General features: G+C 66.9%; 26 protein-coding genes. 11 read left to right on the forward strand and 15 right to left on the reverse strand.

All coding sequences use genetic code 11. The annotated features are described in order from the left end of the window. Genes C1931_RS20410 through C1931_RS05810 form a run of 4 tightly spaced genes read right to left on the reverse strand, consistent with a single transcriptional unit; the run spans position 1 to position 1,906 of the window. Positions 1-594 carry a PH domain-containing protein gene (locus tag C1931_RS20410; RefSeq protein WP_199913912.1) on the reverse strand — a complete coding sequence of 198 codons (594 nt, stop codon included), beginning with the start codon at positions 592-594 and terminating at the stop codon, positions 1-3. Between the two features lie 29 nt (positions 595-623). Then, the gene (locus C1931_RS05800) at positions 624-803 is read right to left on the reverse strand and encodes a DUF4177 domain-containing protein (RefSeq protein ID WP_108748928.1); all 180 of its coding nucleotides are present in this window, start codon (positions 801-803) and stop codon (positions 624-626) included. Further along, positions 800-979, reverse strand: coding sequence for an Arc family DNA binding domain-containing protein (locus C1931_RS05805; protein WP_100439285.1), 180 nt, complete (start codon positions 977-979; stop codon positions 800-802). The genes C1931_RS05800 and C1931_RS05805 overlap by 4 nt, the downstream gene beginning before the upstream one ends. A gap of 45 nt (positions 980-1,024) precedes the next feature. Continuing rightward, positions 1,025-1,906, reverse strand: a complete 882-nt coding sequence (locus tag C1931_RS05810) for an SPFH domain-containing protein (RefSeq protein WP_108748929.1) — start codon at positions 1,904-1,906, stop codon at positions 1,025-1,027. A 129-nt stretch (positions 1,907-2,035) separates the two neighbouring features. Here C1931_RS05810 and purT point away from each other — a divergent pair, with 129 nt between their 5' ends. After that, positions 2,036-3,223: a formate-dependent phosphoribosylglycinamide formyltransferase gene (purT, locus tag C1931_RS05815; RefSeq protein WP_108755679.1), complete on the forward strand. Its 1,188-nt coding sequence runs from the start codon at positions 2,036-2,038 to the stop codon at positions 3,221-3,223. Positions 3,224-3,294: 71 nt separating this feature from the next. Here the strand turns inward: purT and C1931_RS05820 are convergent, their stop codons facing one another. Together C1931_RS05820 and C1931_RS05825 are read right to left on the reverse strand one after the other, a co-directional pair. Further along, positions 3,295-4,509 (reverse strand): endonuclease/exonuclease/phosphatase family protein, encoded by a 1,215-nt coding sequence (locus C1931_RS05820; protein WP_108755680.1) that lies wholly within the window; start codon positions 4,507-4,509, stop codon positions 3,295-3,297. Between the two features lie 38 nt (positions 4,510-4,547). Next, a complete protein-coding gene (locus C1931_RS05825; protein ID WP_108752478.1) occupies positions 4,548-5,303 on the reverse strand; it encodes an arginyltransferase in 756 nt (251 codons plus the stop codon). A gap of 153 nt (positions 5,304-5,456) precedes the next feature. Here C1931_RS05825 and C1931_RS05830 point away from each other — a divergent pair, with 153 nt between their 5' ends. Beyond that, positions 5,457-6,026, forward strand: a complete 570-nt coding sequence (locus C1931_RS05830; protein WP_108755681.1) for an EF-hand domain-containing protein — start codon at positions 5,457-5,459, stop codon at positions 6,024-6,026. 59 nt (positions 6,027-6,085) lie between these two features. On the opposite strand, the gene C1931_RS05835 is transcribed toward C1931_RS05830, so the two are convergent. From C1931_RS05835 to C1931_RS05850, 4 genes are all read right to left on the reverse strand, one after another. After that, on the reverse strand, positions 6,086-7,303 hold the full coding sequence (locus C1931_RS05835) for a sigma-70 family RNA polymerase sigma factor (RefSeq protein ID WP_108752480.1): 1,218 nt from the start codon (positions 7,301-7,303) through the stop codon (positions 6,086-6,088). A 146-nt stretch (positions 7,304-7,449) separates the two neighbouring features. Then, positions 7,450-7,956, reverse strand: coding sequence for a pathogenicity-like protein (locus C1931_RS05840; RefSeq protein ID WP_108755682.1), 507 nt, complete (start codon positions 7,954-7,956; stop codon positions 7,450-7,452). 4 nt (positions 7,957-7,960) lie between these two features. Further along, entirely contained in the window at positions 7,961-8,869 is a 909-nt protein-coding gene (gene tesB / locus C1931_RS05845; protein ID WP_108755683.1) for an acyl-CoA thioesterase II, read from the reverse strand. A 172-nt stretch (positions 8,870-9,041) separates the two neighbouring features. After that, positions 9,042-9,818 carry an enoyl-CoA hydratase/isomerase family protein gene (locus C1931_RS05850; RefSeq protein WP_108755684.1) on the reverse strand — a complete coding sequence of 259 codons (777 nt, stop codon included), beginning with the start codon at positions 9,816-9,818 and terminating at the stop codon, positions 9,042-9,044. 34 nt (positions 9,819-9,852) lie between these two features. Between C1931_RS05850 and C1931_RS05855 the strand changes: the two genes are divergently transcribed. Beyond that, positions 9,853-10,287: a copper chaperone PCu(A)C gene (locus C1931_RS05855; protein ID WP_108755685.1), complete on the forward strand. Its 435-nt coding sequence runs from the start codon at positions 9,853-9,855 to the stop codon at positions 10,285-10,287. Between the two features lie 97 nt (positions 10,288-10,384). Here the strand turns inward: C1931_RS05855 and C1931_RS05860 are convergent, their stop codons facing one another. The 4 genes from C1931_RS05860 to uvrA form a co-directional block, all read right to left on the reverse strand. Beyond that, positions 10,385-11,134, reverse strand: a complete 750-nt coding sequence (locus tag C1931_RS05860) for an enolase (protein WP_108755686.1) — start codon at positions 11,132-11,134, stop codon at positions 10,385-10,387. A 188-nt stretch (positions 11,135-11,322) separates the two neighbouring features. After that, positions 11,323-12,048: an enolase gene (locus tag C1931_RS05865; RefSeq protein ID WP_108755687.1), complete on the reverse strand. Its 726-nt coding sequence runs from the start codon at positions 12,046-12,048 to the stop codon at positions 11,323-11,325. A gap of 156 nt (positions 12,049-12,204) precedes the next feature. Further along, complete coding sequence (locus C1931_RS05870) at positions 12,205-12,612, reverse strand: thioesterase family protein (RefSeq protein ID WP_108748941.1); 408 nt, start codon at positions 12,610-12,612, stop codon at positions 12,205-12,207. Continuing rightward, positions 12,612-15,605, reverse strand: coding sequence for an excinuclease ABC subunit UvrA (gene uvrA, locus C1931_RS05875; RefSeq protein ID WP_108755688.1), 2,994 nt, complete (start codon positions 15,603-15,605; stop codon positions 12,612-12,614). The genes C1931_RS05870 and uvrA overlap by 1 nt, the downstream gene beginning before the upstream one ends. Positions 15,606-15,908: 303 nt before the next feature. Between uvrA and rplU the strand changes: the two genes are divergently transcribed. The 3 genes from rplU to cgtA all read left to right on the forward strand — a co-directional run bounded on the left by rplU (position 15,909) and on the right by cgtA (position 17,746). Continuing rightward, positions 15,909-16,217 (forward strand): 50S ribosomal protein L21, encoded by a 309-nt coding sequence (gene rplU, locus C1931_RS05880; protein WP_108748943.1) that lies wholly within the window; start codon positions 15,909-15,911, stop codon positions 16,215-16,217. Positions 16,218-16,235: 18 nt separating this feature from the next. Beyond that, the gene (rpmA, locus tag C1931_RS05885; RefSeq protein ID WP_049467623.1) at positions 16,236-16,499 is read left to right on the forward strand and encodes a 50S ribosomal protein L27; all 264 of its coding nucleotides are present in this window, start codon (positions 16,236-16,238) and stop codon (positions 16,497-16,499) included. Positions 16,500-16,693: 194 nt separating this feature from the next. After that, positions 16,694-17,746, forward strand: a complete 1,053-nt coding sequence (gene cgtA, locus C1931_RS05890) for an Obg family GTPase CgtA (protein WP_108751495.1) — start codon at positions 16,694-16,696, stop codon at positions 17,744-17,746. A 203-nt stretch (positions 17,747-17,949) separates the two neighbouring features. On the opposite strand, the gene rpsT is transcribed toward cgtA, so the two are convergent. Beyond that, the gene (rpsT, locus tag C1931_RS05895; protein ID WP_005408560.1) at positions 17,950-18,219 is read right to left on the reverse strand and encodes a 30S ribosomal protein S20; all 270 of its coding nucleotides are present in this window, start codon (positions 18,217-18,219) and stop codon (positions 17,950-17,952) included. Between the two features lie 117 nt (positions 18,220-18,336). On the opposite strand from rpsT, the gene murJ reads away from it, so the two are divergent. From murJ to ispH, 5 genes are all read left to right on the forward strand, one after another. Beyond that, entirely contained in the window at positions 18,337-19,941 is a 1,605-nt protein-coding gene (gene murJ, locus C1931_RS05900; protein WP_108755689.1) for a murein biosynthesis integral membrane protein MurJ, read from the forward strand. Between the two features lie 75 nt (positions 19,942-20,016). Next, positions 20,017-20,964 (forward strand): bifunctional riboflavin kinase/FAD synthetase, encoded by a 948-nt coding sequence (locus tag C1931_RS05905; protein WP_108755690.1) that lies wholly within the window; start codon positions 20,017-20,019, stop codon positions 20,962-20,964. Continuing rightward, complete coding sequence (gene ileS, locus C1931_RS05910; protein ID WP_108755691.1) at positions 20,961-23,792, forward strand: isoleucine--tRNA ligase; 2,832 nt, start codon at positions 20,961-20,963, stop codon at positions 23,790-23,792. The genes C1931_RS05905 and ileS overlap by 4 nt, the downstream gene beginning before the upstream one ends. After that, positions 23,792-24,316 (forward strand): signal peptidase II, encoded by a 525-nt coding sequence (gene lspA / locus C1931_RS05915; RefSeq protein WP_108755692.1) that lies wholly within the window; start codon positions 23,792-23,794, stop codon positions 24,314-24,316. Before ileS ends, lspA begins: the two co-directional genes overlap by 1 nt. Before the next feature lie 27 nt (positions 24,317-24,343). After that, positions 24,344-25,294, forward strand: coding sequence for a 4-hydroxy-3-methylbut-2-enyl diphosphate reductase (gene ispH / locus C1931_RS05920; RefSeq protein ID WP_108755693.1), 951 nt, complete (start codon positions 24,344-24,346; stop codon positions 25,292-25,294). The last annotated feature ends 439 nt before the right edge of the window (positions 25,295-25,733 follow it).

Consider the following 25,733-nt stretch of genomic DNA (forward strand, 5'->3'; position numbering starts at 1 on the left):
TTACTGCCGTGGCGCGGTGGCGGCCACCTTCTGCAGCGCGTCCAGCAGCGCCTGCGGCCGCTCCAGGCTGAGCAGCAGGGTGCTGCCGCCGCGCACCGGAATCACCAGCGTGCGCTGGCGGTCGGTGACCAGGGCAAACCCCTTGTTGCCGCCCTGCAGGCGGAAGTGGCCCGAATAGAAGCCCGGCATTGAATAGCCATTGGTCTTGTAGCGCAGGCCGTAGCGGCGGTCGCGGGCCAGGTCCACCACCTCGGCCTGCTCCAGCTGCAGCTGCGCCACCGGGGTGCGGCGCCGGTACAGCGTGGAGCGCACGTCCAGCACATTGCCATCGATCACCACCCGGCGGCGGAAGAACGCCATGCCAAGGCCCACGCCGATCAGCACCAGCACGACCAGGCTCCATGCCGCGCTGCCCCACAGGCGGAAGAACGGCGGCGCCAGGGTGATCTCCATCCACGGCGCAGCGGCCGGCGCGTGCTTCAGTTCGGCCCACACGCACAGCGCGAACACGATCAGCAGCGGCAGCAGGATCCACAGCACGCGCAGTGGCGAACTCTCGGCAACATCGAACGAACGCGGGTCGCTGCCACTCATTGCGGTGCTCCCTTGCGCGGCGCGCATGGTCAGATTTCCTTCTTGAAGACCAGCATGGCCGGGCGCATCGGCGCGGGAATGATCACGTTCACCAGTTCCCAGCCCAGCAGCCCCTGCCGGGTCAGTTCGTTCTGGATGTCCTCGGCCTTCAGCACGCCCATCAGCGATGTCTTCACTTCAATGGTCTGGTAGCTCCAGCGCTTGCTCATTCCTTGTCCTCGGGTGATGGCGTGGGTTTTGGCAGGCGCCCTGCCTTGCGCAGGGCGTCGCGCAGCACGTATTCGATCTGGGCATTCAAGCTGCGCAGCTCGTCGTCAGCCCAGCGTTGCGCCGCAGCCAGCACGTCGGCGTTGATGCGCAGCGGATAGGCTTTCTTCTCACTCATGCGAACTCCTGGCGGGGCGCGGTGGCGCCCCGTTGCGAGGGTGGCTCAGTACAGCGAACCGGCGTTGACGATCGGCTGGGTGCCGCGGTCCGAGCACAGCACGGTCAGCAGGTTGCTGACCATGTGCGCCTTGCGTTCTTCGTCCAGCTGCACCACGCCGTTCTTCTGCAGTTCGGCCAGGGCCATTTCCACCATGCCCACCGCACCGGCCACGATGCGCGTGCGCGCGGCGATCACCGCATTGGCCTGCTGGCGCTGCAGCATGGCCTGGGCGATTTCGGCGGCGTAGGCCAGGTGGCTGATGCGCGCATCCAGCACCTGCACGCCGGCGTCGGCCAGGCGTTCGGCCAGTTCGTTCTTCAGGTGCTGGGAAATCTCGCTGGCGTGGCTGCGCAGGGCCAGCTGGCCATCCTCGTGCTGGTCGTAGGGATAGCTGGTGGCCATCGCGCGCAGCGCCGATTCGGACTGGATATGCACGAAGCTTTCGTAGTCATCCACGTTGTAGACCGCTTCGGAGGCATCGACCACCTGCCAGACGATCACCGCGGCAATCTCGATCGGGCTGCCATCAAGCTCGTTCACCTTCAGCTTGCCGCTTTCGAAGTTGCGCACGCGCTGGCTGACCCGGCGCTTGGAATAGAAGGGGTTGTTCCAGCGCAGGCCATTGTCCTTCACCGTGCCCACGTACTTGCCGAACAGGCTCAGCACCGCCGCCTGGTTGGGCTGCACCGTGTACAGGCCGGCCAGCACCAGCACCGCGGCGACGACCAGCAGCAGGCCGCCCAGCATCATCAGCAGGTTCGGTGCGCCGGTGCTGGCTTTGGCTGCCACCCCCAGCACGAACAGCGCGCCACCGGCCAGCGCGGCCAGCAGCGAGACGGCCAGCGTACCCAGACCGTTGAGGGAGGAAAGCGACTTCTCTTTCATGGCAGTACGTCCTTGAGGGTTCGAATGAACGATATCAAATTGATATCAGCTCGCAAGTGCCGTTCGTCGGCCGACCCGGCCGGACCGGCTAGAATGCCCACCCGCCTTCACATCGCTGCTGGAACCCCCATGGCCAAGCTTGGAACCCCGCTGTCCCCCTCCGCCACCCGTGTGCTGCTGCTGGGCTCGGGCGAACTTGGCAAGGAAGTGGCCATTGAACTGCAGCGCCTGGGCGTGGAAGTGATTGCCGCCGACCGTTATGCCGATGCCCCGGCCATGCAGGTGGCGCACCGTTCGCACGTGATCGACATGCTCGACGCCATGGCCCTGCGCGCGCTGATTGCCCAGGAGCAGCCGCACCTGGTGGTGCCGGAAATCGAGGCGATCCACACCGAAACCCTGGTGCAGCTGGAACAGGAACAGGGCCTGCGGGTGATTCCGACCGCGCGCGCCGCGCGCCTGACCATGGACCGCGAAGGCATCCGCCGCTTGGCCGCCGAAACCCTGGGCCTTCCGACCTCGCCGTACCGCTTCGTGGATACCGAAGCCGAATACCGCGCCGCGGTGGCCGCCATCGGCCTGCCGTGCGTGGTCAAGCCGGTCATGTCCTCCTCGGGCAAGGGCCAGAGCACCCTGCGCAGCGAGGCCGACATCGCCCCGGCCTGGGACTACGCGCAGACCGGCGGCCGTGCCGGTGCCGGCCGCTGCATCGTCGAAGGCTTCATCGACTTCGATTACGAGATCACCCTGCTGACCGTGCGCCACGCCGGCGGCACCTCGTTCTGCGCGCCGATCGGCCACCTGCAGAAGGACGGCGACTACCGCGAAAGCTGGCAGCCGCAGCCGATGACGGACAAGGCCCTGGCGCGTGCGGAGGAGATCTCGCGCGCGATCACCGACGATCTGGGCGGTTGGGGCCTGTTCGGCGTGGAGCTGTTCGTGAAGGGCGACGAGGTGTGGTTCAGCGAAGTGTCGCCGCGCCCGCACGATACCGGTCTGGTCACCCTGGTATCGCAGGAACTGAGTGAGTTCGCGCTGCATGCGCGCGCGATCCTGGGCCTGCCGATTCCGGTCATCCGCCAGAGCGGCCCGTCGGCCTCGTGCGCGCTGCTGGCCCATGGCGAAGGCGTGCCGTACTTCAACAACGTGGCCGCCGCGCTGCAGGTGCCCGACACCGCCGTGCGCCTGTTCGGCAAGCCCAGCGTGCATGGCCACCGCCGCGTGGGCGTGACCCTGGCGCGTGCGGAAAGCATCGACGAGGCACGTGCCATCGCGCGCGATGCCGCCGAAGCCATCGGCGTGGAACTGCGCCCGTAAGAAGGTAGCGCCGGGCCATGCCCGGCGCCCGCATCCCGGTAGGTACCGACCGTTGGTCGGTACGTTTTTCGTTACCGCACGTCCACCCACACCAGGTGGTGGTCGCTGCCGTCGGCAATCTTCGCTTCGGGGCTTTCATTGGCCGGCCAGAACACGCCGCTGCCCACGTATTCGAAACCGGTGGAGGGCAGCACGTAGTCCAGGCGCATGGTGCCCGACTTCGGGCCGAAATCACCGGTGGCGTGGAACGGTGCGCCCTTGCGCACGATGCCCTTGGCCGCATAGGCCAGGCTGGTCTGTTCGGCACCCACGCTGCGCGGGGTGGGGTAGCGCAGCACGCGCGGGTTCTCGATCAGGTTGACGATGGCATCGTGGCGGCCATCGCCATCGACCGGATCGTTGTTCAGATCGCCGAAGATCACAAAGCGCGCGTCCTGGGCCAGGCCACCGCACTTGCCCTGGTCATCGCACAGCCAGGGCTTGTCGCCGGCCGACAGGTATTCCTGCCACAGCCGCAGTTCGTCGTGGTTGCGCGCGGCATTGCGCTTTTCCGGGCCGTCGAACACCGGCGGGGTCGGGTGCGAAACCAGCGCATGCACCACGCCGGCCGGGGTCTGCACCGGCACATCCCAATGCGACTTCGAGGACAGGCGCAGCTGCGACCACACCGCATCGCTGTAGAAGCTCTTGCCGGTGCGCGGGTCGACCGGACGGATCGCGCCGGGCATCGTGCTCCACTTCAGCAGCTGGAAGCTGCGCACCTTGGCCTCGTCGATCGGGTAGCGCGACAGCACCAGCATGCCGTACTGGCCCGGGTGCAGGCCGTAGCCCCAGGCATCGTTGCCGCGGCTGCGGCCGTCGCCGCCCACCGTGCCATTGCCGTCCAGGTCCAGGCCGCTGGGCACGCCGGTGTTGACCGGGGCCAGATAGCGGTAGGCGAAGTGCAGCGGCTTGCCGCCGCCGGGCTGGGCCACGTCCAGGTAGCGCTGCTGGAACAGATCAGCGGCGCGGTGCGCATCGTCGAAGTCGAATTCGTTCAGCAGCACCAGGTCCGGCCGCACCTGCTGCAGCACCGCGGCGATCTTGCGGGCATGTTCACTGTCGCCTTCCAGTTCCTTGATCAGGCCGCCGGCATCGTCCGAATACAGCGAGGTGTTGTAGGTGGCCAGGCGCAGCGTTGCAGACGGCGTTTCGGTCATCGCGGGGGGCTTGGCGAAGGCGGGGGCGCTGGCGCCGCAGAGCAGGGCCAGGGCGAGGATCAGGGGATGGCGGCGGGTCATGTTCATGGGCCGTATTGTGCACCCGGCCCGGTGTCAGCGGTTTGTCAGCGGCCGTCCAGTTCCTTGTCGAAATCGTGCCAGCGGCGGCCGTCGTAGGCCTCCAGCGGGCGGAACCGGCGCTTGTAGTCCATCTTCTGGTGCTCGCGTATCCAGTAGCCCAGATACACATGCGGCAGGCCTTCGCGGCGGGCCCATTCAATCTGCTGCAGGATGGCGAAGGTGCCCAGCCCGCGCGCGGCGTGCGCTGGGTCGAAGAAGGTATAGACCGCCGACAGCCCGTGCTCGGTCACATCGGTCACCGCCACGCCCAGCAACTGGCTGGGCTGGCCGTCGTGGCCGGGCAGGCGCATTTCCATGAAGCGGGTATGCGACCAGGTGCCGATCAGGAACTGCTCGAACTCGTGCGGGCCATGGTCATCCATGCCGCCATTGGCATGCCGGTGTACCAGGTAGCGGTGGTACAGATCGAACAGGTCCTGGCGCGGCATGGCCGCGGTGATGCGCACTTCCAGATCGGCATTGCGCGCCGCGCAGCGGCGTTGGCTGCGGTCGGCGGCGAAGCGGGCCACGGGAATGCGCACGGCCACGCAGGCGTGGCACTGCGCGCAATGCGGGCGGTAGACCAGATCGCCGCTGCGGCGGAAGCCCCAGCTCAGCGCCAGCGGGTACAGCCCGCCCAGGCGGCGGTCCTGCGGATCGAGCACCAGATCGCGCGCCACCCGGTCCGGCCAGTACCCACACGGGTGCTCGCCGGTCTGGAACAGCCGCAGTTCGTCGTCTCTGTCGCCGTGTATCGCCATGGGCACAGCATAGCCCCAGTGTGTCGCATCGGCCGCGACTGTCCGCCCGATGAACGGAACCGGCCGACGCGTCAACCGATGCCGCGTACAGGCGTTGTTGTCCCCCGAGGGTGAACTGATCACCCCGACGCAACCCCTACCAGGAGTGACCCGATGATCCGTACCCCCCTGTTGCTGGCCCTGCTGCTGGGCACCTCCGCCACCGGTATCGCGCTGGCCGCCGACACTCCGGCCCCGCCGGCACCGCGCCCGGTGAAGCTGGACACCAACGGCGACGGCGTGATCGACCGCAGCGAAGCGGCGGCCAACCCGCGCCTGGCGGCGAAGTTCGACGAACTGGACAAGAACAAGGACGGCAAGCTGTCGCGTGATGAGCTGCCGCGCTGGAAGCATGGCCGTCGCGGTGGCCATGGCGGTCCCGATGCCTGGATGGCCAAGCTGGACGTGAACAAGGATGGCCGCATCAGCCGCGAGGAAGCCAAGGCCGATCCGCGCCTGGCCGCGCGCTTCGACCAGATGGACGTCAACAAGGATGGCTATCTGGACAAGGCCGACCGCGAGCTGCGCATGAAGCACCATCGTGACGCCTGGTTCGCCGCGGCCGACACCAACAAGGACGGCCAGCTGAGCAAGGCCGAATTCGATGCGGCCAAGGGCCCGATGCACGGTGGCCCGCGCCCGGGTGGCCCGCGTGACGGAATGCCGCCGAAGCCGCAGCGCTGAGTCACCGCGTTCTGATCGACCACGACGCCGGCGCACTGCCGGCGTCGTGCGTTGCGGGCCTAGCGGCCGCCGGTATGGGCCACCGCATACAGCACCACGCCCAGCACCATGATGTTCATGGCGATGACGCCGGTTCGTCCATACATCGATTCATACACCCAGTTGGTGCCGGTGCGCCCACGCCGCGCCGAATCGCGGGCGATCAGCGGCGCCATGATCCGCTGCAGCGGCCCCAGGCACTGGTAGTTCACCAGGCTCAGGCCGAGCACCAGCACCAGCAGATGCACCCAGGTCGGGGTCTGCAGCAGCACCACTGCCAGCACCGACAGGCAGCAGGCCATGGCGGTCCAGGTGTTCATGCGCACGAAGCGCCAGACCTGCGCGCGTTCGGCATCGGTCTTGGCGTAGGACAGCAGGAAACGACCGCCCAGGTAGCTGCCGATCACGCCGCCGGCCACGCCACCGGCGAAGGCGCCCCAGGTGCTGGCCGGAATCATGTGCAGGTAGCCCAGCGCGGCGGTGACCGAGCCCATGGCGGTGCCGCCGGCCACGCTGGCCCCGCCCAGGCCCAGCTTGCTGCCACCCATGCCGACGCCGGCGCTCAGCAGGATCGCCGCGCTGGCGGTACCGGGGGCCGCCACCAGCACCATCGACACCACGGCCGTGGCGAACGCCGCACTGGGCGCGCTGCTGCGGGCGAATTCGCCGAAACGCTGCAGCAGGCCGTCGCGCACCTGGCCGCGTGCGCGCGACAGGCGCTTGCGCACGGCCGCATCGCTCAGCCCCAGCAGGTCGGCCACCTGCTGCGAGCGTTGCCCTTCGCGGTAGTACAGCAGCAGCACTTCGCGGCTGTCGCTGGGCAGAGCGGAAATGATGTCTTCGGCGGCGATTTCTTCTTCCAGCCGCTGCAGCCGGTCGGGCGCGCCCGGGGTCGGGTCGGCGGCCATGCCCAGCGCCACTTCGGCGGCTTCGCCGGTGAGCGGCCGACCGCGCTGCGAGCGCAGCCAGTCGCGGGCCAGGTTGCGGGTGATCTGCCGCAGCCAGGGCAGGAAACTGGTGCTGCTGCGTAGCTGGTGCAACTGCTGCCAGCCCTTCACGAACGCTTCCTGGGCGATGTCCTCACTGGCCTGGCGGTCGCGGGTGATGGCCAGGGCGATGGCGGTGATGGTGTTCTGGCAGGCCAGCACGATGCGGCCATAGGCGTGCTGGCAGCCGCCGGCAGCGGCGGGCAGCTCGCGTTCCAGGGTCTGGTCGATCGATGCGGCGAACGTCGTCATGGCGGCGGCTCCTGCAGGGATTGTGTCCCAAGACGCCGCCGCGCGCGAAGTGTGACCGGACGGGGCCCGATCACGCCGGGCATGGCCCGGCGGCTTTTCTGTCAGGCCGCTGCGCTCGCCGGGCATGGCCCGGCGCTACCTGCGCGTTACGTTGACGGCTGGATGCGGACCCGCACTTCTTCCTCTTCCGGCGCGGCCTGCGGTGCCGGCTGCGGCTGGGCCTGCGGGGCCGCAGCCGGTGCCGGGGTGGCCGGGGCGGGCGCGCCACGGTGGCGCAGGCCGATCACCAGGGCCACGGCGGCAATCACCACCAGCAGGCCGATGCGGATGCGCCAGGCCCAGCCACGGCCGCTGCCGCCTTCCTGCGGTGCGTCGCGGAAGGCGAACTCGGCGGTGGGGTGGTCGCGGCGGGTGGTGTCGAGCAGGCGTGCCTCGCGCAGGATGTCGCGCGCACGCGGCTGGTCGTCGGCGCGCACGATCCACACCGCCGGGTAGGCCTGGGCATTGCCCAGGTCGGTATAGCTGAACTGGCCACGGCGGCGGGTCTTGTACGACCGGCCGTTGGTCACCTTCACTTCAATGCCGTGGCTGCGCAGCAGCTCGGCCACGCCTTCCACGGTTTCCACGCGCTGGCTGCTGAAAATCTGACGCATCGTCTTACTCCTTGGCCGGCACGGCAGCAACGGCGGCCTGGTCGGGCACCACGCGGATCAGGCCTTCCTGTGCGGTGCTGGCCACCAGCACGCCATCGCGGGTGAAGAACTGGCCGCGCGCCAGCCCGCGCGAATCCTGCGCGCTGGGGCTGTCCAGCGAATACAGCAGCCAGTCGTCGGCGCGGAACGGGCGGTGGAACCAGATGGCATGGTCCAGCGAAGCCATCTGCACGTGTGGGTGGTAGTAGCTGATGCCGTGCGGGAAGGTGGCCGTGCCCAGCAGGTGGAAATCGGATGCATAGGCCAGCAGGGCCTGGTGCAGTTCCGGCGCATCGCCCACCGGTTCGCTCAGGCGCAGCCACACCTGGTGGTAGGGCGGGCGCTTGGGCGGGTTCAGTTCATCGCGCGGGTACACATGGCGGAACTCGAACGGGCCGCCGCGCGAGAGCCAGCGCTGCACCTTGATCGGCAGCCGCGCCAGCACGTCCGGCGGCAGCGGGCGGTTCGGTTCGATGTCTTCTGGCTGCGGCACTTCGGGCATCTTGTGCTGGTGTTCGGCGCCCTGTTCGGCCTGCTGGAACGAGGCCGCGCAGAAGAAGATCACCTTGCCATGCTGGATGGCGGTGACCCGGCGCACCGAGAAGCTGCCGCCATCGCGGGTGCGGTCCACGTCGTAGACGATGGGGTGGTCGATGTTGCCGGCGCGCAGGAAGTAAGCGTGCAGCGAGTGCACGTGGCGGCCGTTGTCCACCGTGGCCTGGGCCGCAGCCAGCGCCTGGCCCAGCACCTGCCCACCGAACACGTACTTGGTGCCGATGTCGCGGCTCTGGCCGCGGAACAGGTTGTCCTCCAGCCGCTCCAGGGTGAGCAGGTCGATCAGCTCGGAGACGACGGGTTCGGGCGTGTCGTTCAAGGGGGCGGCCACAGCAGTGAAGAAGGGACCGATTATACCGGTCAGGGGTCAGATCCCTTTCGCCCTGCGAAAGGGCTCTGACCCCAAGGGCACGCAGTCGAGCAGGGGGCAGATCCCTTTCGCCTTGCGAAAGGGCTCTGACCCCAGGGCACGCAGTCGAGCAAGCTCGACTCTACTTACCCAGCCGGGCCACCAGCGCCTGCAGCGCGTTCTGCGCATCCGCCGCGAACCAGGCTTCCACGAAACGGTCCAGCTGGATCAGATCCGGGTGCAGGGCCTCGTGCAGCTCGGCGCGGGCAATGGCGCGGGTCAGCAGCATCGGCTGGCGCGGCTGTTTCAGCAGGTGCTGCAGCCAGGCGATGGCGCGGGCCACCACCAGATCGCCGTCGGCCAGCTCATCCACCAGGCCGATCTGCAGGGCCTGTTCGGCGGGCACCAGCGCGCCGGTGCTCAACAACGTGGCCGAACGGTGCAGGCCCACGGCGCGGCGCAGCAGTCGCTGGATGCCTTCCGGCGCCACCAGGCCCACCTGCACCTCGTTTAGGCCAATGGCGTAGGGGCGGGCCGGATCGGTACTGCGCGCCATCACCCGGTAATCGCAGCACAGGGCCAGCACGCAGCCCCCGGCCGGGGCATGCCCGGTAATGGCCGCCACCACCGGAATGCGGCTTTCGGCCAGCGTGCGCACCGCGCCGAAGAAGGCATTCCAGCTGTCCAGCAGCTTGTGCTTGTCATCGCCATGGGACAGCAGGTGCGGCACGTCCATGCCGCCGGTGAAGATGCGCTCGCTGCCCGACAGCACGATGCCGTGCGCGTCTTCGGCCATAGCCTGTTCGATGGCGTGGATCAACTGCCGGCACAGGTCGGTGTCCAGCGCATTGACCGGCGGCCGCGCCAGACGCAGTTCGCGGATGGGGCCATGGTTGATCACCTCGATGAGCGTCGTCATGCTGCGGTCTCGTTGCGGACAGGAATCTGAGGCGATGATAACCAAACCATTCGTTGGCGTATTGTTGTGGCTGTGTGCGGGCGCAGCATGGGCGGCCGACTGCGTGACGATCGAACAAGGCTGGGCGCGGCTGCCGCCCACGCCGGCCATGGCCATGACCGCCGGCTATGGGGTGATCCACAATGGCTGTGCCACGCCGGTGGTGATCACCGGTGCTGGCAGCGCGCTGTTTGCCGATGTGTCGCTGCACGAAACCACCCTTGTCGAGGGCGTCAGCCGCATGCGCGCGATCGAGCGCCTGCCATTGGCCCCCGGTGCGCGCGCCGAACTCAAGCCCGGTGGCCTGCACCTGATGCTGATGCAGGGCAAGGGCGCGCTGAAAGAAGGGCAGGCGGTGCCGCTGCAGCTGCAGCTGGAGGGCGGGCGCGAAGCGAGTGCAACGCTCACCGTGCGCAAGCTTGCGCCGTAACGCGTCGCCCGTTCCGCCGGGCATGGCCCGGCGCTACCCCGCCATGACCGCCGGATCATCACCGGTAGCGCCGGGCCATGCCCGGCGAGCGCGCGGCTTACGACCAATCGAACGTGAACAACACCGTGCGGCTTTCCGGTTCGTAGAACATCACGATCGCATCGGCGCCGGCGGCGCACCAGTTGCTTGCCGGCACGCTGGCCACGTGGAAGAACGCATGGCCGTCGCGGGTCAGTCGCAGGCCGTCGTCGGCCAGGTGGCTGCTGTCATTGCGGAAACGCAGGCTGCCGCGTTGCCGGTAGCCTGCCAGATCCTGCAGCTGGAACGCCGCCGGCAGCGGCGCGTAGTCAGACCAGTTGCCGAACCAGATCGGGCCGCCCAGCTGCTGCAGCCATGCCTGTTCGTCCAACTCGCCGTTGCCGTAGCGCGAGCAGCTGGCCAGGCGCCCATGCTGCAGGAAATACGCATGCGCCTTGGCATGGCTCTCACGCATTTCAACGCCATGCGCGCGGGCTTCTTCCGACTCCACCGCCTCGCCCAGGAAATAGCCCGGCGCGCCCAGGAAGCGCATGCGGTTGTCTTCCGTCAGCTCGAAGGCGATCCAGTTGATGCCAGTGAACGCGTTGTGGTGCGCGATGGTGTCGTCGCCGATGCAGCCTTCATATGGCTCGATCGGGCACAGAAGGGTGGCGGCCTGGCCGGCCAGTTCCGGACGCAGCACGCCCAGGTCGATCTGCAGCAGCGGCAGCAGGTGTTCGGCCAGCCACGGTTGTTCGCTGGCGAACACCTCAGCGGGGAACGGCACCAGGCCGGGCAGCAGGTCGTGCAGGTCGGTGTGGTGGATCATGTCAGCCTTTGGAACAGGGGGTAGAGTCGAGCTTGCTCGACCGCCGTGAACCGTAGAGTCGAGCTTCCTCGACTGCTTCACGCAAGAGCAGTCGAGCAAGCTCGACTCTACGAAGGGCAGCAGTCGAGCAAGCTCGACTCTACGAAGTGCGGCGCCGGGTCATGCCCGGCGCGCGCTGCGCGGTCGGCTTACGACCAGTCGTACGAGAACAACACCGTGCGGCTCACCGGCTCGTACATCATCACGATGGCATCGGCGCCGGTGGCGCACCAGTTGTAGCCGGCTACCTCGGCCACGGCGAAGAATTTGTGGCCATCGCGGGTGATGATCACCGTTTCCGCATCCTCCGGCGCATCCGGGTCATCGGCTGCTTCAGTGAAGTCCAGCGCGAAGGCGGCGGGGATTTCTGCGGTCTCGGTCCAGTTGCCGAAACCGATCGGGCCGCCCAGCGAATCCAGATAGTCCCGCTCGCTGGCTTCGCCCTTGCCAAAGCGCGAATAGCAGGCGAGGCGGCCGTTGGCGGCATGGTAATCGCGGGCCTTGGCGTAGCTCTCGCGCATCTGCGCGATGTGTTCCTGCGCAGCCTTGTCCTGCCCCTGGTCACCGATGAAATAGCCTTCGTTGCCGAGGAAGCGCATCTGGTTGTCGGCGGTCAGTTCGAAGGCGATCCAGTTGGTGCCGGTGAACGCGTTGTGGTGTTCTTCGGTGCTCTCGCCGATACAGCCGTCATACGGCTCGATCGGGCAGAGCATGGTGGCCACCTGGCCGGCCAGTTCCGGGCGCAGCACGCCCAGGTCGATGTTCAGCAGCGGCAGCAGGTGCTGGCCGAGCCAGGCCTGGCCGGTCGGGAATACGTCGGTGGGGAAGGCGACCATGCCGGGCAGCAGGTCGCTCAGTTCCGTGTGGTGGATCATTTCAGTCCTTTGAGTGGGAGAAAACGGGTGTGGCGCGGCGCGTAACGTCGAGATTGTTCAACGTCGGTGAACCGTAGAGTCGAGCAGCATCCGCTAGCGCCGGGCCATGCCCGGCGGGCGAAAAGCCGACCAAGGTCGGCATCTACCAGAAGCGGATCAGCTCGATGCGCTGCGGATCGCGTCCGGCAGCGGGGCGCTCTTGCCGGTCTGGGTGTCCATCCACACCACCACCACGTTGCCGTCCGAATACAGCTTCGATTCGTCCTGCTGGTCCACGATGCGGTGGCCGATGGTCACGCTGCTGTTGCCCAGGCGCTCCACGAACAGTTCCACCAGGATGTCGTTGGGCCACACGATCGGCAGGCGGTAGTTCACGTTGGTGGCGGCCACCACCGGTGCGATGCGGTCGGTCATCGACACGCCGTCCACGCCCAGCATCCAGCGCACGCGCGCTTCTTCCAGGTAGGAAATGTACTTGGCGTTGTTCACATGGCCCATGCTGTCCATGTCGCGCCAGCGCACGCTGATCGGAATACGGGCCAGAATCTTGTGTTCGCTGCTCATCAGGCGTCCTTCTTCTTCTTGCTGGCAGTGGCGGTCTTGCTGGCCTTGCCGCTGCTCTTGGCGGCGGCGGCCTTCTTCGCCGGCGGTTCGGGCTTCACCTTGCGCGGCGGGCGCGCATCGGGCTTGTTGGCCACGGCGGCCGGTTGCTGCGGCCGTGCGCGGGTGGACGGCAGCATGCGTTCCAGGAAGTGGCCGGTGTAGGACTGCGGGCAGGCCGCCACGTCTTCGGGCGTGCCGGTCACCAGGATGGTGCCGCCACGGTGGCCGCCTTCCGGACCCAGGTCCACGATCCAGTCGGCGGTCTTGATCACGTCCAGGTTGTGTTCGATCACCACCACCGTGTTGCCCTCGTCGCGCAGCTTGTGCAGCACGCCCAGCAGCGCTTCGATATCGTGGAAGTGCAGGCCGGTGGTCGGCTCGTCCAGGATGTACAGGGTGCGCCCGGTATCGCGGCGCGACAGTTCCTTGGACAGCTTCACGCGCTGCGCTTCACCGCCGGACAGCGTGGTCGCGCTCTGGCCCAGCTTGATGTAGCTCAGGCCCACGTCCACCAGCGTTTCCAGCTTGCGCGCGATCGACGGCACCGGCTCGAACAGCTTCAAGGCATCTTCGACGGTCATTTCCAGCACGTCGTTGATGTTGTAGCCCTTGTAGACGATCTCCAGCGTTTCGCGGTTGTAGCGCTTGCCGTGGCAGACATCGCAGGGCACGTACACGTCCGGCAGGAAGTGCATTTCCACCTTGATCAGGCCATCGCCCTGGCAGGCCTCGCAGCGGCCGCCGCGCACGTTGAAGCTGAAACGGCCCGGCGAATAGCCGCGCGCACGTGCTTCGGGCACCTGGGCGAACAGTTCGCGCAGGGGGGTGAACAGACCGGTGTAGGTGGCCGGGTTCGAACGCGGGGTGCGGCCGATCGGCGACTGGTCGATGTCCACCACCTTGTCGAACAGGTCCAGGCCTTCGATTTCCTTGTACGGCGCCACGGCATGCGAGGCGCCGTTGATTTCGTTGGCGGCCAGCGAGAACAGGGTGTCGTTGATCAGGGTCGACTTGCCCGAGCCGGACACACCGGTCACGCAGGTCAGCAGGCCGGCCGGAATGGCCAAGTCCACGCCCTTCAGGTTGTTGCCGCTGGCACCGCGCAGGTGCAGGGTGGTCTTCGGGTTGGGCGCGTGGCGGCGTGTCGGAATCTCGATTGCACGCTTGCCCGACAGGTACTGGCCGGTCAGCGAACGCGGTGCGTCCAGGATGTCCTGCAGGGTGCCCTGGCCGACGATCTCGCCGCCATGCACGCCCGCGCCGGGGCCGATATCCAGCACGTAGTCGGCCAGGCGGATCGCATCTTCATCGTGCTCGACCACGATCACCGTGTTGCCCAGGTCGCGCAGGCGGGTGAGGGTGCCCAGCAGGCGCTCGTTGTCGCGCTGGTGCAGGCCGATGGACGGTTCATCCAGCACGTACATCACGCCCACCAGCCCGGCGCCGATCTGGCTGGCCAGGCGGATGCGCTGTGCTTCGCCGCCGGACAGGGTGTCGGCCTTGCGTTCCAGGGTCAGGTAATCCAGGCCCACGTCGACCAGGAAGCCCAGGCGCTCGCCGATCTCCTTGACGATCTTGGCCGCGATCTCGCCGCGCCAGCCCGGCAGGCTCAGTTCGCTGAAGAATTTCAGCGCCTCGTCGATCGGCAGCACCACCAGTTCCGGCAGCGGGCGGTCGGCCACGAACACGTTGCGCGCGGCCTTGTTCAGGCGCGCACCGTTGCATTCGGGGCAGGCGTGTTCGCTGATGTACTTGCCCAGCTCTTCCTGCACCGCCGCCGATTCGGTTTCCTTGTAGCGGCGTTCCAGGTTGGGAATGATGCCCTCGAAGCGGTGCTTGCGCTGGGTGCGGCCACCGGCTTCGGTGAAGTAGGTGAAGGTGATGGCCTCATCGCCGCTGCCGAACAGCACGGCCTGCTGCACCTTGGCCGGCAGCGAGTTCCAGGCTGCATCCACGTCGAACTTGTAGTGCTTGGCCAGCGAGGCGATCAGCTGGAAGTAGTACGCGTTGCGGCGGTCCCAGCCGCGCACGGCGCCGGCGGCCAGCGACAGTTCCGGGTGCACCACCACGCGCGCCGGGTCGAAGAATTCGGCCATGCCCAGGCCATCGCAGCCGGGGCAGGCGCCCATCGGTGCGTTGAACGAGAACAGGCGCGGTTCCAGCTCGGGCAGCGAGTAGTCGCAGACCGGGCAGGAATACTTGGACGAGAACAGGGTAGGGGTGGCGTCGGTGGCGTCCAGCGACTGCACCGAGGCCATGCCGTCGCCCAGCTTCAGCGCGGTTTCGAAGCTTTCGGCCAGACGCTGCTTGATGTCCTCGCGCGGGCGGAAACGGTCGATCACCGCTTCGATGGTGTGCTTCTGGCGCAGCGCCAGCGGCGGCACCGCGTCCATTTCATACAGTTCGCCGTCCACCCGCACGCGCACGAAGCCCTGCGCGCGCAGCTGGTCGAACACCTGCGCATGCTCGCCCTTGCGGTCGCGGATGACCGGGGCCAGCAGCATGTAGCGCTGTTCCGGGTCCAGGGTAAGCACCTGGTCCACCATCTGGCTGACCGTCTGCGCTTCCAGCGGATAGCCGTGGTCGGGGCAGCGCGGGGTGCCCACCCGCGCGTACAGCAGGCGCAGGTAGTCGTAGATTTCGGTGATCGTGCCGACCGTCGAACGCGGGTTGTGTGAGGTCGACTTCTGCTCGATGGAAATGGCCGGGGACAGACCTTCGATATGGTCCAGGTCCGGCTTCTCCATCACGCTCAGGAACTGCCGGGCGTAGGCCGACAGCGATTCCACGTAGCGGCGCTGGCCTTCGGCATAGATCGTATCGAACGCCAGCGAGGACTTGCCAGAGCCGGACAGGCCGGTGATCACGATCAGCTTGTCGCGGGGCAGGTCGAGGTCGAGGTTCTTCAGGTTGTGCGTCCGCGCACCGCGGATGCGGATGAAATCCATCGCCATGGGGGATCCGGTTGTGGGGGCAGGTCGAATGCGGCGGCAATCAATCAGCCTACCGAGGTGACCAGATGGGGGCAATGGCCGACAATGCCACCCCTGCGTCTCACCCCGTGAGACCGCCTGACAGGCAGGGGTCAGATCCCTTTTCACCATGTGAAAAGGGATCTGACCCCGTTCCGGGCCCCCCGCAGGCCCCGCCCAGGGGTTGACTTGACCGGCGCCCATTGATCTGCGTACAATCCCGCTCCTGTCCGCCCTCGATGGCGGCAGTCCATAGACCACAATAACTACAGAGGAAGTCTGGTCATGTACGCAGTACTGGTCACCGGCGGTAAGCAATACCGCGTGGCGCAGGGCGAAAAGCTCCGCGTCGAAAAGCTCGAAGTCGAAGTCGGCAGCGAGATCAAGTTTGACAACATCCTGCTGCTGGGCGACAGCGACGGTATCAAGATCGGCGACGCCCTGAGCGGCGCTTCGGTCACCGCCAAGGTCGTGTCCCAGGGTCGTGCTGACAAGGTCCGGATCATCAAGTTCCGTCGCCGCAAGCACCACATGAAGCGCCAGGGTCACCGTCAGTACTACACCGAAATCGAGATCACCGGCATCGCCGGCTAAGCATCAGGAGAAGCAGTCATGGCACATAAAAAGGGCGTAGGCTCCTCGCGCAACGGTCGCGACTCCAACCCGAAGTACCTCGGCGTCAAGATCTTTGGCGGCCAGGCCATCGAAGCCGGCAACATCATCGTGCGTCAGCGCGGCACCCAGTTCCACCCGGGTACCGGCGTTGGCCTGGGCCGTGACCACACCCTGTTCGCCCTGACGGACGGCAAGGTGGAGTTCTCGGTGAAGGGCCCGAAGAAGCGTCGCACCGTCAGCGTCGTCTCGGTCGAAGCCTGATCAGGCTGTATCCGCCGGCCATGCCCTGGCATGGCCGCGCCGGATGAAGAGCACGCTGCATGAAGAGCCCCGCTTCGGCGGGGCTTTTCGTTGGAATCAGTGGTAAAACGGGCACGGCCCGATTGCCAGGTGGCACCTGGCACGACATTCAAGGCGGCGGCACGCAGGCCGCGCCCATCGCAGGCATCGAAACAATGAAACTGGTAGACGAAGCAGAAATCGAAGTGTTCGCCGGCAACGGCGGCAACGGCTGCATTGGCTTCCGTCGCGAGAAGTTCATTCCGCTCGGCGGCCCGGACGGCGGCGACGGCGGTGCCGGCGGCAGCGTGTACATCCGCGCCGACGAAAACCTGAACACCCTGGTCGACTTCCGCCATGACCGCATCTTCAAGGCGCAGCGCGGCGAGAACGGCATGGGCCGCCAGGCCTACGGCAAGGGCGGCGAAGACCTGACCATCACCGTGCCGGTCGGCACCGTGATCATCAACGTGGCCACCGATGAAATCATCGGCGACCTGACCCAGCACGGTGACCGCCTGCTGGTGGCCAAGGGCGGCCGCGGCGGCCTGGGCAACATGCACTTCAAGAGCTCGACCAACCGCTCGCCGCGCCAGGCGCTGCCGGGCGAGCCGGGCGAAGAGCGCACCCTGAAGCTGGAGCTGAAGCTGCTGGCCGACGTGGGCCTGCTGGGCTTCCCCAACGCTGGCAAGAGCACCCTGATCCGTGCCGTTTCGGCGGCGACGCCTAAGGTGGCCGATTACCCGTTCACCACGCTGTACCCGAACCTGGGTGTGGTGAAGGTGGAAAACTACCGCAGCTTCGTGATCGCCGACATTCCCGGCCTGATCGAAGGCGCGGCCGACGGTGCCGGCCTGGGGGCGCAGTTCCTGCGCCACCTGCAGCGCACCCGCCTGCTGCTGCACCTGGTGGATATTTCCCCGATGGAAGGCGGCGTGGAAGGCATTTCCCCGGTCGAGCAGGTGCGTGCCATCGAGCGCGAACTGGAAAAGCACGACCCGGAACTGCTGCAGAAGCCGCGCTGGCTGGTGCTGAACAAGGCCGACCTGATGTTCGAAGACGAGGCGAAGGCCGCGGCCGAGCAGATCGTGGCCGAGCTGGGCTGGAAGGAGCCGTGGTTCCTGGTGTCCGCGCTGGGCCGCGAAGGCACCTTCCCGATCATGAGCCGCATCATGGCGTTCTTCGATCGGCAGAAGGAAGACGAGCTGGAGGCCGCCCGCAACGCGTAACAGCGCTGTGGTGGTTCCGCGCGAAAAACCCGGCTTCGGCCGGGTTTTTTGTTGGCTGCCGGACGCTGGGGTCAGATCCCTTTTCCGCAGGAAAAGGGATCTGACCCCGGACGTCATCCCAGAATCGCGGGCAACAAAAAACCCGGCCGGGGCCGGGCTTTTGTCTGCTGCCCCACCCCGAAGGGCAGGGCGGCAACGCCGGATCAGGCGGCCTTGAGGGCCTTGATGCGGTCGTTCAGGCGGCTCTTATGACGAGCAGCCTTGTTCTTGTGGATCAGGCCACGCGCGCTGAAGCGATCCAGGATCGGCTGGGCAACGGCGAAGGCGGCTTCGGCGCCGGCGGCATCGTTGGCGTCCAGCGCCTTGATCACTTTCTTGACAGCGGTGCGCAGCATCGAGCGCTGAGCCACGTTGCGCGCGTTGCGCACGACGGTCTGCTTGGCGCGCTTCTTGGCGGACTTGATATTGGCCACGGTGGTGGTTTCCTGAAAAAATCGGTGTTATGGGAACAGCAAGCTAGCTAGTATGATGGCGTAAGAAATGCACGTCAAGTCGATTGTCAAGAGGGACGCTGAGTGAGTTCACCCAAGTTGTTGCGGGGCCTGCTGTCGTTCAGCAGCATGACCATGGTCTCGCGCGTTCTCGGACTTGTCCGGGACTTCGTGGTGACCACCACGTTCGGCACCAACGCCATCACTGATGCTTTCTGGGTCGCCTTCAGGATACCCAATTTCCTGCGCCGGCTGTTCGCCGAGGGCTCCTTCGCCACCGCTTTCGTGCCGGTGTTCACGGAAGTGAAGGAAACCCGCAGCCACGCTGAGCTGCGCGAACTGATGGCCCGCACTGCCGGCACCCTGGGTGGGGTGCTGATGCTGGTCACCGCGCTGGCGCTGATCTTCGCGCCGCAGCTGGCCTCGGTCTTCTCCAGCGGCGTGGATACCGACCCGGTCAAGCAGGGCCTGCTGGTCGACCTGTTCCGCCTGACCTTCCCCTTCCTGCTGTTCGTCTCGCTCACCGCCCTGGCCGGTGGCGCGCTGAACAGCTTCCAGCGCTTCGCCATGCCGGCGCTGACCCCGGTCATCCTCAACCTGTGCATGATCGCCGGCGCGCTGTGGCTGGCGCCGCGGCTGGGCGGCACCCCGGAAAAGCAGATCCTGGCGCTGGGCTGGGCGGTGCTGGCCGCCGGCATCCTGCAGCTGCTGTTCCAGTTGCCGTCGCTGAAGGGCATCAACCTGCTCACCCTGCCGCGCTGGGGCTGGAGCCACCCGGGCGTGCGCAAGGTGATGACCCTGATGGTGCCGACCCTGTTCGGTTCGTCGGTGGCGCAGATCAACCTGCTGCTGGACACGGTGATCGCGGCCAAGCTGACCGATGGCTCGCAGTCCTGGCTGTCGCTGGCCGATCGCTTCCTGGAACTGCCGCTGGGCGTGTTCGGCGTGGCCCTGGGCACGGTCATCCTGCCCGCCCTGGCCCGCCACCACGTCAGCACCGACCGCGAAGGCTTCTCGCGCTCGCTGGACTGGGGCCTGCGCATGACCCTGCTGATCTCGGTGCCGGCCATGCTGGGCCTGCTGTTCCTGGCCGAACCGCTGATCGCCACCATTTTCCAGCACGGCCAGTTCAGCGCCTTCGACACCCGCATGACCGCGCTGTCGGTGTACGGCCTGAGCTTCGGCCTGCCGGCGTTCGCCCTGCTGAAGGTGGTGCTGCCGGCCTTCTACGCCCGCCAGGACACCAAGACCCCGGTGCGTGCCGGCGTGGCCGCGCTGGTGGCCAACATGGTGTTCAACTTCGCCCTGCTGGCCGTGCTGTACCAGGTGATGGTGCCCGACGAACTGAAGGCGCAGGGGGTGATGGCCGCCATCGGCAAGCAGCCGGGCCTGCACCTGGCGCTGGGCATTGCCAGCGCGCTGTCCAGCTACCTGAACCTGGGCCTGCTCTGGTACTGGCTGGGCAAGACCGATGTCTACCAGCGCCGGCCGGGCTGGGGCGGCTACCTGACCCGCCTGCTGCTGGCCTGCGTGGCCATGGTGGCCGTGCTGCTGGCCCTGCTGCACTGGCTGCCGGCCTTCGGCAGCATGGGTGTCTGGCAGCGGATCGGCGCGCTGGGCCTGCTGGTCGGCGGCGGTGGCGCCACCTATGCGGTGGCCATGGTGGCCATGGGCTTCCGCCCGCGCGACCTGCGCGGCCATTGATCGCCGCCCATGGCGGCTATACTTCAGGGTTACACCATTGAAGCGACGGCCCCGGGTGGGCCGGAACGAGAGTTGATGAGCAGGCTGTTCAGAAGCGTCGAGGGCGGGGAGCTGTTCCCCAACGGAAGCGTGGTCTGTATCGGCGCATTCGACGGCCTCCATCTGGGCCATCGTGCGCTGGTCCGCCACGCGGTCGCCCGCGCGCGCGCCGTGGGCGTACCCGCCGTGGCCGTGGCCTTCGAGCCGCTGCCGCGTGAATTCTTCGCACAGGGCACGCCGCCGCCGCGGCTGACCCTGGCCCGCAGCAAGGTCGAGATGCTGCAGGACCTGGGCGTGGATGCCGTGGGCCTGCTGCGCTTCGACGCGGCCATGGCGGCCATGCCGGCCGAAACCTTCGTTCGCCAGCTGCTGGCCCACCGGCTGGGCGCGCGCGAAGTGTGGATCGGCCCGGAGTTCTGTTTCGGCAACCGCCGTCGTGGCGACCTGGCCCTGCTGCAGGCCATGGGCCGCGAGCTGGGCTTCAGCGCCGGCGAGATCGAAGCGGTGGACCTGCACGGCGAACGCATTTCCAGCACGCGCATCCGCCAGTTGCTGCAGGCCGGCGATTTCACCCGTGCCGGCGATCTGCTGGGCCGCCCGTATTCGATCAGCGGGCGGGTGGTGCGTGGGCGCCAGCTCGGCCGCACCCTGGGCTTCCCCACGGCCAACCTGCGCTTCCCGAAGACCCCGGCGCTGTCGGGTATCTACGCCACCTGGGTACACGGGGTGTTCGACCAGCCGTGGCCATCGGTGTCCAGCTTCGGCACCCGGCCCACCGTGGAAGGCGTGGAGCCGCTGCTGGAAGCCCATCTGTTCGATTTCCAGGGCGACCTGTACGGTCGTCACATCGACGTCGAATTCGTCGCCAAGCTGCGCGACGAAGAGAAATTCAACGATCTGGCGGCGCTGACCGACCAGATGCACCGCGACGCCGAACAGGCGCGCGCCCTTCTTTCCGAACATAGATTGCGAGCCACTGCGTGAGCCAGGACTACAAGACCACCCTGAACCTGCCAGCCACCGAATTCCCGATGCGCGGCGACCTGCCCAAGCGCGAGCCGGGCATTCTGGCGCGGTGGGAAGAGCAGGGGCTCTACCAGCAGCTGCGCGACAATGCCGCCGGCCGCCCGCTGTTCGTGCTGCATGACGGCCCGCCGTACGCCAACGGCCGCATCCACCTGGGCCACGCGGTCAACAAGATCCTGAAGGACATCATCGTCAAGTCGCGCTACCTGGCCGGCTTCGATGCGCCCTACGTGCCGGGCTGGGATTGCCACGGCCTGCCGATCGAAATCGCGGTGGAAAAGAAGTGGGGCAAGGTCGGGGTGAAGCTCGACGCGGTCGAGTTCCGGCAGAAGTGCCGTGAATTCGCCGAAGAGCAGATCAACATCCAGCGCGCCGATTTCAAGCGCCTGGGCGTGACCGGCGACTGGGACAACCCGTACAAGACCCTCAGCTTCGATTTCGAAGCCAACGAGATCCGTGCGCTGGCCAAGGTCGTGGCCAACGGCCACCTGGTGCGCGGCGCCAAGCCGGTCTACTGGTGCTTCGACTGCGGTTCGGCGCTGGCCGAAGCGGAAATCGAATACCAGGAAAAGGAATCGCCGGCGATCGACGTGGCCTACGCCGCGCGCGATGCGCAGGCCGTGGCCCAGGCCTTTGGCGTGAGCGTGCCGGCCGACGTGGAAGTGGCGGTGCCGATCTGGACCACCACGCCGTGGACGCTGCCGGCATCGCTGGCCGTTTCGCTGGGCGCGGAGATCCGCTACGTGCTGGCCGAAGGCCCGGCGCACAACGGCAAGCGCCGTTGGCTGGTGCTGGCCGCCGCGCTGGCCGAGCGCGCACTGCAGCGCTACGGCGTGGAAAACGTGGTGCTGCACGGTGAAACCACCGGTGCCGCGCTGGAAAACCAGCTGCTGGTGCACCCGTTCTACCCGCAGCGCGAGATCCTGGTGCTGAACGGCGAACACGTGTCCGACGAAGACGGTACCGGTGCGGTGCACACCGCCCCCGGCCACGGCCAGGAAGACTACGTGGTCAGCCAGAAGTACGGCCTGCTGGACAAGTACAACGCCGGCCAGATCACCCCGGTCGATGGCCGTGGCGTGTATCTGGAATCGACCCCGCCGGCCGGTGACGTGGTGCTGGCCGGCCAGCATCTGTGGAAGGCGCAGGAGGCCATCGTCGGCGTGCTGCGCGACAACGGCGCGCTGCTGGCCTTCCACCCGATCCGCCACAGCTACCCGCACTGCTGGCGCCACAAGACGCCGGTGGTGTTCCGCGCCACCCCGCAGTGGTTCATTTCGATGGACAAGGCCAACCTGCGCAACGATGCGCTGGCTGCCATCGACACCGTGGGCTGGTTCCCGAGCTGGGGCAAAGCGCGTATCCAGAGCATGGTCGACGGTCGCCCCGACTGGACCATCTCGCGCCAGCGCACCTGGGGCGTGCCCATCGCGCTGTTCACCCACCGCCAGACCGGCGAGATCCACCCGCGCACGGTGGAACTGATGCAGCAGGTGGCTGACCGCGTGGAAGCCGAAGGCATCGACGTGTGGTATTCGCTGGATGCCAGCGAACTGCTGGGCGCCGAAGCGGCCGACTACGAGAAGGTCACCGACATCCTCGATGTCTGGTTCGATTCGGGCGTCACCCATGAAGGCGTGCTGGCAGCGCGCGGCTTCGGCAAGCCGGCCGACCTGTACCTGGAAGGTTCCGACCAGCACCGCGGCTGGTTCCAGTCCTCGCTGCTGACCGGCGTGGCCATCGACCAGCGCGCCCCGTACAAGCAGTGCCTCACCCACGGTTTCACCGTGGACGAGCACGGCCGCAAGATGTCCAAGTCGCTGGGCAACGGCATCGAGCCGCAGGACATCATGAACAAGCTGGGCGCGGACATCCTGCGCCTGTGGATCGCCTCGGCCGACTACAGCAATGAAATGTCGCTGTCGCAGGAGATCCTCAAGCGCAACGCCGATGCCTACCGCCGCCTGCGCAACACCGCGCGCTTCCTGCTGGGCAACCTGGACGGTTTCGATCCGGCCCAGCACCTGCGCCCGCTGAACGAGATGGTGGCGCTGGACCGCTGGATCGTGCACCGCGCCTGGGAACTGCAGGAAAAGATCAAGGCCGCGTTCGACAACTACAACATGGCCGAGATCGTCCAGCTGCTGCTGAACTTCTGCAGCGTGGACCTGGGCTCGCTGTACCTGGACGTGACCAAGGACCGCCTGTACACCATGCCGGCCGATTCGCACGGTCGTCGTTCGGCGCAGAGCGCCATGTACCACATCGCCGAAGCGTTCACCCGCTGGATCGCGCCCATCCTCACCTTCACCGCCGACGAGCTGTGGGGCTACCTGCCGGGCGACCGTGCCGGCCACGTGCTGTTCACCACCTGGTACGACGGCCTGGCGCCGCTGCCGGCCGATGCCCAGCTCAACGCGGCCGATTTCGACCAGCTGCTGGCCGTGCGCGAGCAGGTGGCCAAGGTGCTGGAACCGATGCGTGCCAACGGTGCGATCGGTGCCGCGCTGGAAGCGGAAATCACCATTGCCGCCAATGAAGAACAGGCGGCGAAGTGGCAGCCGCTGGCCGATGAACTGCGCTTCCTGTTCATCAGTGGCGACGTGCAGGTGCGCCCGGCGACCACCGACGAAGTGTTCGTCAGTGCCCAGCCGACCGAAAAGGCCAAGTGCGTACGTTGCTGGCATCACCGTGCCGACGTGGGCAGCAACGCCGACCACCCGGAACTGTGCGGCCGCTGCGTGAGCAACGTCACCGGTGCCGGTGAACTGCGGAGCTGGTTCTGATGGCCGCCGCACGCCCACAACCCAACGCCTTGGTCTGGCTGCTGCTGTCGGCGGCCATCATCGGCCTGGACCAGTGGTCCAAGGCCTGGGTGCTGTCCAGCCTGCCCGAGTTCCAGCCGGTGGTGGTCATCGACGGCTTCTGGAACTGGTACCGCACCTACAACACCGGTGCGGCCTTCAGCTTCCTGAGCGACGCCGGCGGTTGGCAGAAGCACTTCTTCACCCTGCTGGCCATTGCCATCAGCGCGCTGATGGCCTGGTGGCTGCGCGGCACCGCCCGTGGCAACTGGAAGGCCGCCGTGCCGTACGCGCTGATCATCGGCGGTGCCATCGGCAACGTGATCGACCGCCAGGTGCATGGCCACGTGGTCGATTTCATCCAGTGGTACGTGGGCAGCTACACCTGGCCGGCCTTCAACATCGCCGATTCGGCCATCGTGGTCGGTGCCATCGGCATTGCCCTGTTTGGCCTGTTCGACGGCAAGTCCGCCAAAAAGGCGGATAATGCCACCCCGAAACCGTAAGCCGGCCGCTGCCGGGAGACTGAACTGATGGATGTGCTGCTCGCCAACCCGCGTGGTTTCTGTGCCGGTGTCGATCGTGCGATCGAGATCGTCAAGCGCGCGATCGAAACGCTGGGCGCGCCCATCTACGTCCGCCATGAAGTGGTGCACAACCGCTTCGTGGTCGATGACCTGAAGCAGCGCGGCGCGATCTTCGTCGAGGAACTGGACGAAGTGCCGGACAACAACACGGTCATCTTCAGCGCGCACGGCGTATCCCAGGCCGTGCGCCAGGAAGCCGAGCGCCGTGGCCTGAAGGTGTTCGATGCCACCTGTCCGCTGGTCACCAAGGTGCATTTCGAAGTGGCCCGCCACTGCCGCGCCGGCCGTGACGTGGTGCTGATCGGCCATGCCGGCCACCCGGAAGTGGAAGGCACGATGGGCCAGTGGAGCCGCGAAGCGGGCACCGGCCAGATCTATCTGGTGGAAGACGTGGAGCAGGTGGCGACGCTGCAGATCAGCCAGCCGCAGAACTTCGCCTACACCACCCAGACCACGCTGTCGGTGGATGACACGCGCGGCATCATCGAGGCCCTGCGTGAGCGTTTCCCGGAAATGCAGGGGCCGAAGAACGACGACATCTGCTACGCCACGCAGAACCGCCAGGACGCCGTACGCGATCTGGCCAAGCGCTGCGACCTGGTGCTGGTGGTCGGTTCGCCGAACAGCTCCAATTCCAACCGCCTGAGTGAACTGGCGCGCCGTGAAGGCGTGGAGTCGTACCTGATCGATGGTGCGCACGAGATCGACCCGCGCTGGGTGGAAGGCAAGCAGCACATCGGCGTGACCGCCGGCGCATCGGCACCGCAGGTGCTGGTGGATGGCGTGCTGGCCCGCCTGGCCGAGCTGGGCGCCACTGGCGTAGGCGAACTGGATGGCGAACCGGAATCGATGGTGTTCGCGCTGCCGAAGGAACTGCGGCTGCGGTTGGTCGACTGACCGCGGCAGCGGGTTCGCCGGGCATGGCCCGGCGCTACCGGCACCGATCTGGTGGGTGCGAACCGACACCGACTTGGTGGGTGCGAACCTTGGTTCGCACGCTTTTGCCATGAATTCCATCCACGCATGGCGTGGATCTACTTCGGCATGACTTGATCTGATCTGGTGGGTGCGAACCTTGGTTCGCACGCTTTTGCCATGGCCTCCATCCACGCATGGCGTGGATCTACTTCGGCATGACTTGATCTGATCTGGTGGGTGCGAACCTTGGTTCGCACGCTTTTGCGATGAATTCCATCCACGCATGGCGTGGATCTACTGCCGGCCGCGCTTCCCGGTACATCCACGCCGTGCGTGGATACCGCCACCCACCCATGACCTTCGGCCATGGGGCCGCACGCCTTACAGGCCTAGCATCGGTACCTCTACCGTTGCTGGA

It is taken from the genome of Stenotrophomonas sp. YAU14A_MKIMI4_1 (assembly GCF_003086855.1).
In the GTDB taxonomy this organism is placed as follows: Bacteria; Pseudomonadota; Gammaproteobacteria; order Xanthomonadales; family Xanthomonadaceae; genus Stenotrophomonas.

Excerpts from the sequence above, each read along its gene's own strand:
- C1931_RS20410 (WP_199913912.1), bottom strand. The coding sequence starts at position 594 with ATGAGTGGCAGCGACCCGCGTTCGTTCGATGTTGCCGAGAGTTCGCCA.
- C1931_RS05800 (WP_108748928.1), bottom strand. The coding sequence starts at position 803 with ATGAGCAAGCGCTGGAGCTACCAGACCATTGAAGTGAAGACATCGCTG.
- C1931_RS05805 (WP_100439285.1), bottom strand. The coding sequence starts at position 979 with ATGAGTGAGAAGAAAGCCTATCCGCTGCGCATCAACGCCGACGTGCTG.
- C1931_RS05810 (WP_108748929.1), bottom strand. The coding sequence starts at position 1,906 with ATGAAAGAGAAGTCGCTTTCCTCCCTCAACGGTCTGGGTACGCTGGCC.
- purT (WP_108755679.1), top strand. The coding sequence starts at position 2,036 with ATGGCCAAGCTTGGAACCCCGCTGTCCCCCTCCGCCACCCGTGTGCTG.
- C1931_RS05820 (WP_108755680.1), bottom strand. The coding sequence starts at position 4,509 with ATGAACATGACCCGCCGCCATCCCCTGATCCTCGCCCTGGCCCTGCTC.
- C1931_RS05825 (WP_108752478.1), bottom strand. The coding sequence starts at position 5,303 with ATGGCGATACACGGCGACAGAGACGACGAACTGCGGCTGTTCCAGACC.
- C1931_RS05830 (WP_108755681.1), top strand. The coding sequence starts at position 5,457 with ATGATCCGTACCCCCCTGTTGCTGGCCCTGCTGCTGGGCACCTCCGCC.
- C1931_RS05835 (WP_108752480.1), bottom strand. The coding sequence starts at position 7,303 with ATGACGACGTTCGCCGCATCGATCGACCAGACCCTGGAACGCGAGCTG.
- C1931_RS05840 (WP_108755682.1), bottom strand. The coding sequence starts at position 7,956 with ATGCGTCAGATTTTCAGCAGCCAGCGCGTGGAAACCGTGGAAGGCGTG.
- C1931_RS05850 (WP_108755684.1), bottom strand. The coding sequence starts at position 9,818 with ATGACGACGCTCATCGAGGTGATCAACCATGGCCCCATCCGCGAACTG.
- C1931_RS05855 (WP_108755685.1), top strand. The coding sequence starts at position 9,853 with ATGATAACCAAACCATTCGTTGGCGTATTGTTGTGGCTGTGTGCGGGC.
- C1931_RS05860 (WP_108755686.1), bottom strand. The coding sequence starts at position 11,134 with ATGATCCACCACACCGACCTGCACGACCTGCTGCCCGGCCTGGTGCCG.
- C1931_RS05865 (WP_108755687.1), bottom strand. The coding sequence starts at position 12,048 with ATGATCCACCACACGGAACTGAGCGACCTGCTGCCCGGCATGGTCGCC.
- C1931_RS05870 (WP_108748941.1), bottom strand. The coding sequence starts at position 12,612 with ATGAGCAGCGAACACAAGATTCTGGCCCGTATTCCGATCAGCGTGCGC.
- uvrA (WP_108755688.1), bottom strand. The coding sequence starts at position 15,605 with ATGGCGATGGATTTCATCCGCATCCGCGGTGCGCGGACGCACAACCTG.
- rplU (WP_108748943.1), top strand. The coding sequence starts at position 15,909 with ATGTACGCAGTACTGGTCACCGGCGGTAAGCAATACCGCGTGGCGCAG.
- rpmA (WP_049467623.1), top strand. The coding sequence starts at position 16,236 with ATGGCACATAAAAAGGGCGTAGGCTCCTCGCGCAACGGTCGCGACTCC.
- cgtA (WP_108751495.1), top strand. The coding sequence starts at position 16,694 with ATGAAACTGGTAGACGAAGCAGAAATCGAAGTGTTCGCCGGCAACGGC.
- C1931_RS05905 (WP_108755690.1), top strand. The coding sequence starts at position 20,017 with ATGAGCAGGCTGTTCAGAAGCGTCGAGGGCGGGGAGCTGTTCCCCAAC.
- lspA (WP_108755692.1), top strand. The coding sequence starts at position 23,792 with ATGGCCGCCGCACGCCCACAACCCAACGCCTTGGTCTGGCTGCTGCTG.
- ispH (WP_108755693.1), top strand. The coding sequence starts at position 24,344 with ATGGATGTGCTGCTCGCCAACCCGCGTGGTTTCTGTGCCGGTGTCGAT.